At 52.4% G+C, this 14530-nt stretch carries 11 protein-coding genes and 1 other RNA gene; 2 read left to right on the forward strand and 10 right to left on the reverse strand.

Going from position 1 to position 14530, the window contains the following annotated elements; genetic code table 11:
- Position 1: 1 nt before the first annotated feature.
- The 7 genes from mraY to mraZ are packed head-to-tail and all read right to left on the reverse strand — an operon-like array spanning position 2 to position 7357.
- On the reverse strand, positions 2-1084 hold the full coding sequence (gene mraY, locus AGRI_RS09395; RefSeq protein WP_008984708.1) for a phospho-N-acetylmuramoyl-pentapeptide-transferase: 1083 nt from the start codon (positions 1082-1084) through the stop codon (positions 2-4).
- A complete protein-coding gene (locus AGRI_RS09400) occupies positions 1078-2457 on the reverse strand; it encodes a UDP-N-acetylmuramoyl-tripeptide--D-alanyl-D-alanine ligase (protein WP_008984709.1) in 1380 nt (459 codons plus the stop codon). Before AGRI_RS09400 ends, mraY begins: the two co-directional genes overlap by 7 nt.
- Positions 2454-3908 carry a UDP-N-acetylmuramoyl-L-alanyl-D-glutamate--2,6-diaminopimelate ligase gene (locus AGRI_RS09405; RefSeq protein ID WP_008984710.1) on the reverse strand — a complete coding sequence of 485 codons (1455 nt, stop codon included), beginning with the start codon at positions 3906-3908 and terminating at the stop codon, positions 2454-2456. Before AGRI_RS09405 ends, AGRI_RS09400 begins: the two co-directional genes overlap by 4 nt.
- The gene (locus AGRI_RS09410; protein WP_008984711.1) at positions 3898-5649 is read right to left on the reverse strand and encodes a peptidoglycan glycosyltransferase FtsI; all 1752 of its coding nucleotides are present in this window, start codon (positions 5647-5649) and stop codon (positions 3898-3900) included. The genes AGRI_RS09405 and AGRI_RS09410 overlap by 11 nt, the downstream gene beginning before the upstream one ends.
- Positions 5646-5954: a cell division protein FtsL gene (gene ftsL / locus AGRI_RS09415; RefSeq protein ID WP_008984712.1), complete on the reverse strand. Its 309-nt coding sequence runs from the start codon at positions 5952-5954 to the stop codon at positions 5646-5648. The genes AGRI_RS09410 and ftsL overlap by 4 nt, the downstream gene beginning before the upstream one ends.
- The gene (gene rsmH / locus AGRI_RS09420) at positions 5951-6892 is read right to left on the reverse strand and encodes a 16S rRNA (cytosine(1402)-N(4))-methyltransferase RsmH (RefSeq protein ID WP_008984713.1); all 942 of its coding nucleotides are present in this window, start codon (positions 6890-6892) and stop codon (positions 5951-5953) included. Before rsmH ends, ftsL begins: the two co-directional genes overlap by 4 nt.
- The gene (gene mraZ / locus AGRI_RS09425; RefSeq protein ID WP_008984714.1) at positions 6893-7357 is read right to left on the reverse strand and encodes a division/cell wall cluster transcriptional repressor MraZ; all 465 of its coding nucleotides are present in this window, start codon (positions 7355-7357) and stop codon (positions 6893-6895) included.
- Between the two features lie 347 nt (positions 7358-7704).
- On the opposite strand from mraZ, the gene AGRI_RS09430 reads away from it, so the two are divergent.
- On the forward strand, positions 7705-8550 hold the full coding sequence (locus AGRI_RS09430) for a MurR/RpiR family transcriptional regulator (RefSeq protein WP_008984715.1): 846 nt from the start codon (positions 7705-7707) through the stop codon (positions 8548-8550).
- Between the two features lie 6 nt (positions 8551-8556).
- Here AGRI_RS09430 and AGRI_RS09435 read toward each other — a convergent pair whose 3' ends face one another.
- Both AGRI_RS09435 and AGRI_RS09440 read right to left on the reverse strand, forming a co-directional pair.
- Positions 8557-9651: a dipeptide epimerase gene (locus AGRI_RS09435; RefSeq protein ID WP_008984716.1), complete on the reverse strand. Its 1095-nt coding sequence runs from the start codon at positions 9649-9651 to the stop codon at positions 8557-8559.
- Between the two features lie 11 nt (positions 9652-9662).
- Positions 9663-11069: a C40 family peptidase gene (locus AGRI_RS09440; RefSeq protein ID WP_008984717.1), complete on the reverse strand. Its 1407-nt coding sequence runs from the start codon at positions 11067-11069 to the stop codon at positions 9663-9665.
- 185 nt (positions 11070-11254) lie between these two features.
- Here AGRI_RS09440 and AGRI_RS09445 point away from each other — a divergent pair, with 185 nt between their 5' ends.
- On the forward strand, positions 11255-14098 hold the full coding sequence (locus tag AGRI_RS09445) for a TonB-dependent receptor (protein ID WP_008984718.1): 2844 nt from the start codon (positions 11255-11257) through the stop codon (positions 14096-14098).
- Positions 14099-14146: 48 nt separating this feature from the next.
- Here the strand turns inward: AGRI_RS09445 and rnpB are convergent.
- An RNA gene (gene rnpB, locus AGRI_RS16185) (RNase P RNA component class A) lies at positions 14147-14521 on the reverse strand.
- Positions 14522-14530: the final 9 nt, after the last annotated feature.

The following is a 14530-nucleotide window of genomic DNA, read 5'->3' on the forward strand; positions in this document are numbered from 1 at the left end:
CTTATCTCAGTTTCAGGGTGGCTAAACCCACCAGCACAAAGATGATGGAAAGGATCCAGAAGCGCACGATAACCCGTGGCTCTGGCCAGCCTTTTAATTCGTAATGGTGATGGATCGGTGCCATCCGGAAAATCCGTTGTTTGCGCAGCTTGTATGAGCCAACCTGTAAAATCACCGACAGCGTTTCCATCACAAAGATGCCGCCCATAATAAACAGCACAATTTCCTGGCGGACTAAAATGGCAATAACCCCCAGCACCGCGCCCAGTGCCAGCGAGCCGACATCGCCCATAAACACCAGCGCCGGGTAAGTGTTAAACCACAGAAAGCCTAAACCGGCACCAATTAAGGCTGCGCAGAACACCACCAGCTCACCGGCATAGGGTAAGAACGGAATATTCAGATAACTGGCAAAATTCACGTTACCACTGGCGTAAGCAATAATGGCAAAGGCACCGGCCACCATAATAGTGGGCACTATCGCCAGGCCGTCCAGACCATCTGTCAGGTTCACTGCATTGCTGGTGCCGACAATCACAAAATAGCTCAGCGCGATAAACAGCAGGCCCAGCTGCGGCATCACATCCTTCAAGAACGGAACCAATAAGGCCGTTTCAGCTGGCCGCTCAGCGGTGGCATACAGGAAAAAAGCGGTAAGGATGGCAAACAATGACTGCCAGAAGTACTTCCAGCGCGCAATCAAACCTTTGGGATCTTTGCGGATCACTTTGCGGTAATCATCGACAAAACCGATAGCACCAAAACTAACCAGTACAAACAGCACCACCCAGACGTATTTGTTCTCGAGGTTGGCCCATAACAGGGTCGATACCAGAATGGAGCCGAGGATCAGCAAGCCACCCATGGTTGGCGTGCCTTTTTTCGAGAAATGGCTTTCCGGACCATCATTACGGACTACCTGGCCAATCTGCATCCGCTGCAAAGCAGCAATCAGCTTAGGACCAAAATACAGGCTTAGCAGTAAGGAGGTGAGCACGCCGAGAATGGCGCGGAACGTCAAATAACTAAAGACGTTAAAGGCACTGATATATTGGGTTAAATATTCTGCTAACCACACTAACATGGGCTGGTCTCCTGCTGACTACGCTCTAGCAAGTCTTGTACTACTAATTCCATCCGCGCACTGCGTGAACCCTTCACCAGCAGCGTGACATCCGATTTGCCAGCCAACAGTGGCATTAATTGCTCGAGCAGGTTCTGGCGCTGACTAAAATGCGCCCCTGCCGGCCCGAAGCTATCGCTGGCGCTCTGTGATAACACGCCAACAGTGAATAACAGATTAATACCGGCCTTTTTCGCGTAATCACCAATCTGTTCGTGGTATAAACGCGCATTGGCACCCAGCTCGCCCATATCGCCAAGTAACAAGCCACGAAAGCCGGAGTAGCTGGCCAATAAATCTATGGCAGCTTTTACCGATTCAACATTGGCATTGTAGGTATCATCAATCAGCCGGAAACCAGGTTTAACCTGCACGATGTTTGTACGGCCTTTTACCGCTTGCATCTGCAGTAAACCCTGCTGCACCTGCGGTAAACTTAAGCCCAGCTCCAGCGCCGCTGCTGCGGCCGCCAGCGCATTGGCCACGTTATGCCGACCCGGGATCCGCAGCTGAATCTGTTGCTGCGCACCGGCGTGATGTAAAACAAAGTGGGCACAACCTACTTCATCTAACCGAATGGCAGTGGCATAAAAATCGGCTGCCGGATTTTCGATACTAAAAGTGCGGTATGGATGGGCAACGACCTGCGCCAGCCAGTAGTCGCTGTAATCACTGTCCAGTGACACAATGGCGACACCACTGGCGGTTAAGCCATGGTAAATTTCGGCTTTCGCCCGGGCCACACCGTAAATATCACCAAAACCCTCCAGATGTGAGGCCGCGGCATTGGTGATCAGTGCCACATCGGGTTTAACCAGGGCTGTGGTATAAGCAATTTCACCCGGATGGTTGGCGCCCAGTTCCAGCACGGCAAAGCGGTGCTGTTCAGTAAGCCGTAACAGTGTCAGTGGCACACCGATATCGTTGTTAAAATTACCTGCAGTAGCCAGCACCGGACCTTGTTGCTGCAGGATAGCCGCCAGCATTTCTTTAACCGTGGTTTTGCCGGCACTGCCGGTGATGGCGACAGTTTTCGGGGCTAAGCGGTGCTTTAACGCAGCGCCAAGCTGCCCCAGTGCCCGACGACCATCCGGCACCAGAATGTATGGGATATCCAGTGGCGGTACCTGGTTACAAATCAGGGCGACTGCACCTTTAGCAGCCACCTCGGCTAAAAACTGGTTGCCGTCAAAATTAGCCCCTTTTAGCGCCAGAAATACCGCCGCGCCTTCCAGAGTACGGCTATCGGTGCTAATACTGTCGATCACCGGATCTGCACCGACTAACGGGGCTTGTAATATGGCTGCCAACTCAGATAACCGCATACGAATCATGATGCCATCTCCTGTTGTAGTTGGCGGACATAAGCGCGCTCGTCATAGTGGTGTGCTACCGACCCAATAATTTGTTCAGTTTCATGGCCTTTGCCGGCAATCAGCACGATGTCATCCGGTTGTGCCTGCAGCAGGGCCAGTTTGATCGCCAACTGGCGGTCAGGTTCTAACGTATAGCTGCAGTTTTCACTGAGCCCGGCGGCAATATCCTGCAGGATCTGCAGCGGGTCTTCGCTGCGCGGATTATCAGAAGTGAGGATCAGATGGTCCGCTAGCTGTTCGGCAATCTGCCCCATCAGCGGCCGCTTGCCCTTATCGCGGTCTCCACCACAACCAAATACGCACCACAGATGATTTAAACAATGCGCCCGCAACGCTAATAAGGTTTGTTGCAGCGCATCCGGGGTATGGGCGTAGTCCACCACGACCGTCGCACCGGTTACCAACGGATATTGTTCCATCCGTCCGGCAACAGGTTGCAGTTGGGCAGCAGCCGTGAGCAATGCCGTTAACGGCTGACCCAACGCCTGTAAACAACGGATGGCCGCCAGCGCATTTTGCACGTTAAATTCACCGAGTAACGGTAACTGTAGGTTGTACTCGGCGCCACCCTGCTGTAACTCGCAGAATACGCCTTGTGGATTGGGTGCGGCGCAGCGATAACTTAAGGCGTCAGCTTCGGGGCAGTCTGCGGTCTTACCATAGGCAAATACCGGTAAGGTAGTGGTTGCAGCATAGCTGCGGCCGGTTGCATCAGACAGGTTTAGCACTGCCAGCTCACTTTGTGTCGCCTGAAACAATAACGCTTTGGCCGCCGCATAAGCGTCCATCGAACCGTGATAGTCCAGATGGTCGCGACTCAGATTGGTAAATACTGCCACTTTAAATGTCAGACCAGCTACTCGTTGTTGCACCAACGCATGCGATGACACTTCCATCGCCACCAGCTTAATGCCAGCAGAGACAAAGCCAGCGAAAATGCGTTGCAGATCGACAAAGTGCGGCGTGGTATTGGCCAGCGGTGTTAACTGATCCCAGGGCCCATAACCCAAGGTACCAATCACCGCACTGGGGATGCCGAGCTGGCCCGCCAGCTGGGCAATAAAACTGCTAACAGAGGATTTACCGTTGGTGCCGGTTACGCCCACCAGCGTTAATTGTTGCTGTGGATGACCATAGAAAGCAGCAGCCAATTCCGGCAGTAATTCAACCAGGCGCGGCATCACCAGAACACGCGGATCAGCAAAGCTGCCGCTGGCGGTGAGAACTAAGGCGGCGCCCTGTGCCAGCGCCGCAGTAATAAACTGTTGGCCGTCGGTTTTACTGCCTGCTAGGGCAATAAACACATCACCGGCCTGTACCTGGCGGCTGTCAATGCGCAGCTGCTGTAACGCCACGGCAGGTACTTCAGGGTGATAGGCTGTTAACCAGTGTTGACTGTTAACCGGCATTTTGCCCCCTTGGTACTGCAGTGATTTTCGGCCGGGTCTGTGCATCCGGCGGCAAGTTTAATAGTTGCATCGACGCGCCCATAATTTGCGCAAATACAGGCGCTGCAATTTCACCACCATGATAGAAATCACCGGCTGGTTCGTTGATGACCACCACAGTAACCAGACGCGGATTACTAATGGGGCCAACGCCGGCAAAGGAGGCGATATAGTCATCACCATAACCGCCGGCCACTGCTTTACGGGCAGTACCAGTCTTACCGCCGACCCGATAACCGGGGATCTGGGCGCGGGTGGCAGTGCCGCCCGGGGCAATACTGGCTTCCATCATTTCCAGCATGGCGCCGGCATATTCCGGTTTTAGTACCTGCTCGCCGGTTTCGGGTTCGGCAGTTTTCAGAATAGTCAAAGGCCGGCTGATGCCACCGTTGCCGATAGCGGCGTATGCGCGGGCTAACTGCACAGCAGTAACTGATAAGCCATAGCCGTAAGAGAAGGTAGCGCGTTCAAAGTCAGACCAGCGCTGGCGGAAGCTAAAGATGCCGCTGCTCTCACCGGTTAAACCGGTGCCGGTATCCTGCCCCAGTCCCAGGTTATGATAAAGACCAACGACATGCTGATGGGGAATTTGCAACACCAAACGGGCGACGCCCATATTGCTGGATTTCTGAATAATGCCACCCAGGCTCAGACTGCCGTAGTTATTCGGATCACGGACCCAGCTGCCGCCGATACGCATCACGCCGGGACTGACATCAACCATCGTATCAAGCTCCGCGGTACCAAATTCCAGCGCACTCAATACCGCCAGTGGCTTCATGGTCGAGCCCGGCTCAAAGGTGTCGGTAATGGCGCGGTTGCGGAAGCGGTGCACCGGCGTATTGCGGCGATTATTCGGGTTAAACGACGGGCTATTGACCATCGCCAGAATTTCACCGGTATGCACATCGACCACCACTGCGGAGCCTGAGGCGGCACCGTGTGACAGCACCGCCTTTTTCAACTCACGATAGGCCACCGCCTGAATCCGCTGATCAATACTCAATACCACATTGGCTGGCTCTTGCGAGGCCTCGCGCTCCAGTACTTCAATTTCGCGGCCCTTGGCGTCTTTGCGGAACACCTTGCGACCAGCGGTTCCGGTCAAGACTTCGTTAAAGCGTTTTTCAATGCCTTCGACGCCGACATCGTCGACATTGGTAAAACCAATCAGTTGAGCAGCAACTTCACCTGCTGGGTAATAACGCCGCGACTCCTGCCGGAAATGGATACCAGGTACTTTTAATTTGCGTACATAATCCACCACAGCCGGGTTGACCTGACGTTGCAGATACACAAAACGGCGGCTCGGATTATCGCCAATGCGTTGCAGTAATTGTTGTGGTGTCATTTGCAGTATATCGGCCAGTGCATGCCAGCGCCGTTCATCGGCAGCCGCATTGCGCTCGATCACTTCTTTCGGATCGGCCCAGATGGCCTCTACCGGGACACTGACTGCCATGGCTTCCCCGTGGCGATCGAGAATCATGCCGCGCAACACTTTGTCGGATTCCACCCGCAGTGTGCGTAAATCACCCTGGGTCACCAGCATATCCGGCTCAACCACCTGCAGCCAGGCGGCTCTGGCCACCAATGCCACGAAGACCGTGCTGATACTCAGCAGCACAAAGGCAAAGCGCCAGCCCAACACCGCAGGGTGCTTTCTGGTTTTCGCTTGTGCTTTCATGGCCGGTTTTTTCATGGCTGTTGCACCCTGATATCACGGTCGCCGCTGGGACGTTGCATATTCAGCTGCCGGCGGGCAATTTCTTCCACCCGGCTATGTTCAGCGAGAGCGCGCTGCTCTAATAACAGGTTGCGCCACTCGGTATCCAGCTGATCCCGCTGTTGATAATTTAAATCCTGTTGAATAGTCAGTTGTCGGTTCAGATGCGCCATCTGTACCACTGCCAGCGCCGATAACACACAACAGACCAATAACAGCAACACCAGCTTACGCTGGCGCCATTGTTGGATAATCTGACTGGAGAGGCGGATCTGGCTCATAGCGCTGTCCTCTCTGCTATCCGCAGCACTGCGCTGCGCGCTCTGGGATTTTCAGCCAGCTCGGCGTCCGACGGCATAATGGCTTTGCCAATCAGCTTTAACGGTACTGCCTGCTGTAATTGCGCATTCGTCAGCGGTAAGCCACGTGGCAGCGCTGCTGGCTTAGAATGGCGGCGCATAAACTGTTTTACCAGCCGATCTTCTAACGAGTGAAAGCTGATCACACAAAGCCGGCCGCCCGGTTTTAATACCGCTAACGCGCCTTGCAGCGCCTGATTGACTTGCTCCAGCTCACTGTTGATATAAATGCGAATCGCCTGAAAACTCCGGGTCGCCGGATGCTTTTTCTCTTTCGCGCTTTTGGGCACTGAACGGCTGATTAACTCCGCCAGCTGGGCAGTGCGGGTCAGAGGCTGCTCGGCACGGCTGCTGACAATGCTATTGGCTATGCGCCAGGCAAATTTTTCTTCACCGTATTCACGCAGCACAAAGCTGATGTCCTCTACGTCAGCACTGGCCAGCCAGTCTGCGGCCGACACACCACTGGTTGGGTCCATCCGCATATCCAGCGGGCCGTCACGCATAAAACTAAAACCCCGTTCGGCTTCATCCAGTTGTGGGGAGGAGACGCCTAAATCGAGTAAAATACCGTCTATTTTGCCAACAATCTGTTGTTGTTCGGCAATCTGTGCCAGGGCGGCAAAGGGGCTATGGGTGATGTGAAAACGCGCATCGGCTTGCAGTGGGGCTGCAGCAGCAATGGCGGCGGGATCGCGATCAATCGCGTATAAACGGCCGTTAGGCCCAAGTTGTTGCAATATCTCCCGGCTATGACCACCACGGCCGAAAGTACCATCCAGATAGATGCCATCAGCCTTGATTGCCAGTCCTGCCAGGGTTTCCGCCAGCAGTACCGAGATATGCGAAGTCTTGGTCATTTACAGTACAAAATCCTGTAAGCGTTCGGATAACTCAACCGATCCAGCCTGCGCCTGTTCCAGCTCAATATCAGCGGTCAGACGGTCTTGCCAGGCGGCCTCGTCCCAAATCTCAAACTTATTTAATTGACCCACCAAACGGATATTTTTATTCAGGCCTGCGTGCTGCCGTAAGAAAGCCGGCAGCAAAATACGGCCGCTCTTGTCCATATCGCATTCAGTGGCATTACCCAGCAGAATCCGCTGTAAGCGGCGCTCCTGCGGGTTCAGGCTGGAGAGTGATTGTAGTTTTTCTTCGATTTCTTCCCACTCAGCCAGCGGAAACAGCAATAAACACGGGTCGTGCAAATCAATGGTGCAGATCAATTGCCCCTGATTTTCAGACAACAGGCGGTCGCGGTAACGCGCGGGTAGCGCTAACCGTCCTTTGTCATCTAATGTCAGAGTGAATGATCCACGAAACATCGTTCAGTGCCTGTTTTTAAGTGTTATCTCTGTACCAGCAGATCAGCGGCGTCGATTTCCCTGTCGTGAGCTCCCCACCGACAGCAACATCTTTTCCAAAATGATCCACAATTACCCACTTATCCCCACAATGAGACAGTTTAGGGTGCTACTTCAGCGACTGTCAAGGTAAAAACGGTAGCAAAGATCGAATAAGATCCTGTCTCGATCAGGCCTGCAGCGAAGTGGATGATTTAGCGGTTAAATTAGCGAAAAACACAGTAGGAATAAGCAAACTTGCTATTAGGGAATAATTTATTCAATATAAAGTCTCAACAGCCGACCAGACTCTTACAGGGATCTTAGCTATGCTCAGTCTGCTGAAAATCAAAGGCATGCTCGACCAACTCTCAGCCAGCGAACGCAAACTGGCTGACTTTATTCTGGATAACTCGCACCTGCTCCGCGATTACTCTTCGCAGCAGCTGGCGGATGCCGTGGGTATTAGTCAGTCCAGTGTGGTGAAATTTTGCCAGAAACTGGGCTACAAAGGCTACCCTGATTTAAAACTGGCGATTACTGAGGCTGTCGTTACGGCGTCAACCTTGCAACGCGAGCCGGCGGAAAGTCCGAGTGAGCTCAGCAACCTGGGCCAACTGGCCGAACAATTACAACAAAGTCTGTGGCAAAGTTTGCGTGGTTTGTTAAGCATTAATCCGGATGCCAAACTGCAACAAGCCGCCCAGCTATTGCATCAAGCAGGGCAGATTTTACTGGCTGGCAGTGCCCATTCCGCAGTCGTTGCCGCCGATATGCAAAACCGGCTACTGGAGTTAGGTAAGTTAGCGTTATTTCACAGTGATCCGGCATTAAGCCTGCAGTTAGCGCGTACTTTACCCGCCGGCAGTGTTGTGATGTTAATTTCTGATAGTGGTGAGAATGCTGACTTACTGAAATTAGAGCTGTATGCCAGAAAGCGGCAGCTGAAAATTATCTCACTGACCCGTTTTCAAACCAGCGCCCAGAGTGCGGTGGCCGATATCACGCTGTTTACGCTGGATACCGAAACCGATGAGCGTCTGGCGAGGCTAATCACCCAGCAATCACAACAACACCTGTGTCATCTGTTGTTTTTATTACTCTGTCAATGTACCGCTTATCGGCAACAATTAACCGAGCATAATAAATTGCTGGGCTTGCTGGAAAAAAATTAATACTGGCTAAGCCAGCATCTCCAGCCCTTCAATAGCGGTCACGCCTAAACCCGGTGCATCACCGATAGTGATATCCGGGCCATTAAAGCTAACACTGCAACTGACCGGATTAACTGCACACAAGGACGGACCGTCCAGATCGATCTTGGTAATCACATCTGCCTTAGCCACTGCCACATGTACTGCAGCTGCGACACTGATGCTGCTTTCCAGCATACAACCAATCATGCACTGCATATCATAGAACGAGCAAATATCGGCAATCTTAATGGCGTTAGAGATGCCGCCGGTTTTCATCAACTTGATATTGATGATATCTGCGGCGCGCATCTTAATCAGCTCGATCACTTCGCGCGGGCCAAAGCTGCTTTCATCCGCCATCACCGGCGTATGTACACGCTCAGTAATATATTTTAAGCCTTCCAGATCGTAATATTTTACCGGTTGTTCCACCAGTTCCAGTCTGACGCCGGCATCTTCCAGTTTATGTAACGCGTAGACGGCTTCTTTGGCCGTCCAGCCCTGATTAGCATCGAGCCGGATTAAGGCTTTACCGGCCACGGCATTGTAAATGGCTTTGACTCTTTCTATATCGACACCGATATCTTTGCCTACCTTCACTTTCAGGGTTTCGAAACCATTGGCTACTGCATCCAAAGAGTCGGCGACCATTTTATCGATATAGTCGACACTAATGGTAATATCGGTGGTCAGCCGCGGTACGCCACCGCCCAGCATCTTGTAGAGCGGTGCCTGATAGTACTGGGCGAACAAATCATAGACAGCGATTTCAACGGCGGCTTTGGCACTGTAGTTTTTCATAATACAGCCCTGAATCAGCCGTAAGATATGATTCAGATCAGCAATATCCTGCCCCAGCAGCTTGGGTTTTATCACCGTGCGGATAGCCTCGATAATAGAACCATGAATATCGCCGGTAATCACCGCCGTAGCGGGCGCTTCGCCATAACCGCGATGGCCGGTATCAGTTTCGATAATCACCACCACGTCTTCAATTTGATTGACCGTGCGCAATGCGGTTTTAAACGGGGTTTTCAGCGGCACCCGCAGCATGCCCAGCCGGATATCGGTAATTTTCATGCTAACCTCAGTTAACGCAAGGATTTAATATTATAGAGCCGCTGCAGATAGCTTTGCTCCTCGCTCAAATAGAGCGGTGTTAGTGGTGTCACGGCGACACCGTTCAGAGTACCGCGGTAAAACTGGCCGTCAGCCTGGTAATACGCTAAATCGTAGACGGCATGGATCACAAAGGGTTCGCCCTGACTTTGCCCCAGATACAACATCACATGACCAGGCCGGTAAATAAAATCCCCGACTTTGGCATTGTGGACTTTGGCCAGCTTGTCGGCGACCGGCAGACTCTCATCAAAGCGTTGATTCTGGCCAAAGCCACCATAGCCCTGTTCACCGGAGTTACGCGGCATTAACAGCCCAAAAGTACGAAAGATATCCACTAAAAAGCCGGTACAATCCACACTATTGTAATCGTAGCCCCAGCCATAGCGCTGCCCCAGATACTTAAAGGCCTGCTGTACCACATTGCGCGTGGTGTAAGGCAAATAGCCGATTGATACATCCTGATTGCGGCCAATTAATGCTGGCACTAGCACTAATTGCCCATTAGCATCGCGTACCGGTAATTGCACGATATGGCTGGCATGCGGATTCTGGCCATGAATATTGTGTCCCAGCACGGCGGCATCCAACAGTGGCAACCGTACGCCCATATCCAGTTGTAACTCGGAAATCGCCGCCTGCCCGGGTACAAAATTGGTTTTCGCCCGCGCACCGGTCACCACCAGAAAGGGTTTGGCGTCGGCGTACGCTAGTACTTGTTCGCGGCGGCCCAGCGCTATCGCTGTTGTCGGCACCCAACCAGTATAATGATAGTTTTGTACCAACAACCAATTGCCATCCAGACTTTGATGCAGTACCGCCACCGGCTCACCGACAAAGACCGCCGTTTCCTGAAAGCGATTCAGATCCAGCGCCATTGCCTCATTAAATACCCTGAGCTCCGATGGCACGGCGCGCATTAAGGCTCTTTGCGTCACCAGACCAAAGCGGGTCGGATTATCCGCTTGTATCGCCTCTGGATTAAGTTGTTGCAGCAGTGGCACCCAATCAGCGGCACCCAGTTGCCGGCCATCGGCAAAAAAGCGGGCGGAACCGGGAGGTGCACTGACTTTTTGCAGCACAGCGCTGAGTTCGCTCGCGCTGCGACTCATTGGGATCTCGGAGATGGCCAGCATTTCTGGTTGCTGCAAGAAAGTCTGCCGGTTGAACTCGTTGATTTGTTCTACACTTAACAACACTTGATCAGCATCGGCAACTTTGGCCAGCCAGTATTCGGCTGTCAGATGCTGCGGCTGCAGCAATGGAATATCTGAGCTGAACGTTTGACTATAGGCTTTGCTCAGCAACAGGATGCAGCACAGTGTCATCAACTGTAAAGCGCGACTGAGCAGAGAGTTTAAGCGCTGCTTTTGCTTCAAAACAGACTCCGTCGGAATGAAATATTCCAAAATTTAATGATTTTTAGCATAAATTATTTTCAAAACCAACAAAAGATTGCTATGTTAATTTTGTGCAGAAATTCTACATCCCTGCACAGCGCCGCACGGCTAGCAGCGTAACGATGTAATAATTATAAAGGGTGTAATATCCAGGAGAGATTGCAATGAAGTTGAACAGGCTCATTCAGTCCATTGCCCTTGCCGGCTTGGGCTCAACAGTCGTAATGGCGCAGGACACCGCAGTACCGGACGCCGAAGATGCAAAAGTAGAACGCATCCGGGTTACCGGTTCCAATATCAAAAGAACCAATATTGAAGGTTCACTCCCATTAACCGTGTTTAGCAAAGCAGAGATTGATGCACAGGGTATTACCTCAGCTGAACAATTATTAATGCAACTGAATATTGCCGGTAACTCCTCGGATAACCTGGCCAGTAATGGCGGTATCGTATCAGAAGAGCAACGTGGTAATAACGGCGTATCAGGCGCTAACCTGCGCGGCCAGGGGGCTGATGCGACGCTGGTATTATTAAACGGCCGCCGCGTAGCAACCCATGGTCTGAAGGGGCGAGCAGTTGACTTAAACTCGATTCCCTTCGCTGCCCTGGAACGGGTTGAAGTACTGCGGGATGGCGCCTCAGCTATGTATGGTACTGACGCCATCGGTGGTGTTATCAACTTTATTACCAAAAAAGATTATACCGGTGCTGAGGCTTCGGCCTTCACTGATACCACCGAAGCCGGTGGGGGTAATATCTATCGTGCTAACCTGTTACTGGGTGCCGGTGATATTAACCAGGATGGCTGGAACATCTTTGGTACTCTGACGTATAAAAAGAACGAGACATTGGACGGCAACGATCGGGCGTTCTCCAATACTTTCCAACCCGAGCGCGGTTTATCACCGGATACCCGCGGTACACCTTTTGCCACCGTCTTTAACCGCCCCGCCAGTCAGCCTAACTTAATTGGTACTGGCCTGTTGGATCCTCGGGATGGTTTAAATCTTATCGCAATAAATATTCTGGATTTACCGGGCGGTGCCGGCTGTGCAGCCGGTGGCGATAATATGGGCCCCTATGATGAGCGCCTATGGAGTTCATTATCTTCGCGCTATGCCTGTGCCTGGGACTATCCGGCCGCAGCGCGCATCCAGCAGCCACAGGATAGCCTGGATTTTATCAGCCGCGCGTCCTTTAAGCTTAGCGATAACCATAGCGCCTATGTCGAACTGGTTGCCTCTAAAGTTGAAGTTAGTAAAGCTTTTGAGCCTAACCAAATTTCTCCGGGCACCGTGTTTGGTCCTGATACCTGGTATCCGAGTACCGGCGCCTCTTATGACCGCGTCTATAATGCGCTGGCCAATTATTTTGGCGCCGATCAGCTCAACTACGGTGAGCGTATTGCCTACCGCTGGCGTTGTATGGCTTGTGGTCCGCGTGAAATTGATACTGAAACCACCTCTTATCGGATGATGGCCGCTTTTGAAGGCATTATCACCGCCTTCGATTGGGACTACAGCGTTGGCCTTTCCCGCGCTTCCAGTGAGTCAGACTCCGTATTAGGTAGCGGTTATCACTACCAGGATGCCTTACAGCAAGTGCTGGGCAGCGGTTTGATTGACCCTTTCCTGTTACCAGGGCAACGCCAGTCTGAAGCCGGCATGGCGGCGTTAAACGCGGCTTCTGCCAGCGGCGTTAAGTTGTACGGCGGCGAATCCATCATGACGCAAATCGATGCTACCTTAACCGGCGGCTTGGGTTTTGAATTACCGGGTGGTGAAATTCAGGCGGCAATTGGTGCTGATCTGCGCCGTGAAGAGTTTAAATTTAACGGCGATGAACGCGCGGAAATGCGGCCGATCTTTAACGCGCCTTTCGATAACGCTAACGTGCTGGATAAAGTGAGTCGCGATATCAAGGCGGTGTTCGTTGAGCTCTATGTACCACTGCACGATACCCTGGATGTCAGCCTGGCCGGTCGTTACGATAAATACGATGGCTTTGGTAGTACTACTAACCCGAAAGTCAGCTTTAATTACCGGCCAATGGAAGAGTTAATGTTCCGGGGTGCGTTTAGCACTGGTTTTAAAGTCCCTTCCTTTAACCAACTGTTCAACGGCAATACCGAATCGCAGTACACTGGTTTGGATTTAGCCGATCCGGCAACCTGTCCAAGCGGTGTCGCCAGTGAAACTGTGCCTGGCTGTGCCTCAATCCGGCCGGTTGAAATCTTTGGTGGTAAAGAAGATCTGAAGCCGGAAGAGTCTGAGCAGAAGAGCTTCGGGGTAGTCGTTGCACCATTCGATAACTTTAACTTTAGTATCGACTGGTGGGAAATTGAACGTACCGATACCATTCGCTCTGCGCCACGCGATGTGTTGATTGAGAACTATGACGTGTTCCAGGCTAACTGGATCCGCGACAGCAGTGGCCAGGTGATTGCGATTGACCGCCGCTTTATCAACTCTGGCGGTACCCTGACCCGTGGTATTGAGGTCGATGCCAACCTGACAGGTGAATTTGCTGGTGGTAACTGGCGCTTGAATCTGAACGGTAGCTATATTGATTCGTTCAAAACCAAAGGCCTGGAAATACTGCCGTACAGCGACAACCTGGTAGGCGAATACGTACGTTACTATAACCTGCCGATTAAATGGAAACATACGCTGAACCTGAGCTATGTCAAAGGTGACTGGAGCCATAACCTGACTCAGGTGTTCCGTGACGGTTACAAAGATGAGCTACCGGTCAGTGTGCGTAATGGCAGTTATATTCCAAGTGGCTGGAATCCGGATGTCACCAGTTATACCACCTATAACTACAGCCTGAGCTACAGCGGTTTTGATAATCTGAAGTTTACCTTCGGCATCAAAAACCTGTTTGACCAGGATCCGCCGTTTACCGCGCACCAGAACGACTTTGCAGCCGGTGCCGCCTGGGAACCACGGATTGCCGATCCTCGTGGTCGCGCTTACACCCTGTTACTGGAATACAAGTTCCTGTAACACCTCGAAAGCAAAAAGCCCGCGCAATTTGCGCGGGCTTTTTTTTAGATGTGGAGTCAGCCGGTAAGCCGGGTTCTGTGCTCTGTTGCCAGAGTGGCAATCATTCCTCTAGGACTTAGGTCACCCTAAGCCTCCAGCAATCTACCCGCCCCCAACGCGGGCCGCGCCATAGGGGGCCTATTTGATCTTGCTCCGGGTGGAGTTTACCGTGCCACGAACTGTTACCAGTCGCGCGGTGCGCTCTTACCGCACCCTTTCACCCTTACCTGATCCCAACTGTAAACAGCTGGGCCATCGGCGGTTTGCTCTCTGTTGCACTGGTCGTAGGCTCGCGCCTCCCAGGCGTTACCTGGCACCCTGCCCTGTGGAGCCCGGACTTTCCTCCCCTTGCTTGCGCAAGCAGCGATTGCCCTGGCCGACTCCGTGGCGGAT

Source organism: Alishewanella agri BL06 (genome assembly GCF_000272005.1).
GTDB lineage: Bacteria > Pseudomonadota > Gammaproteobacteria > Enterobacterales > Alteromonadaceae > Alishewanella > Alishewanella agri.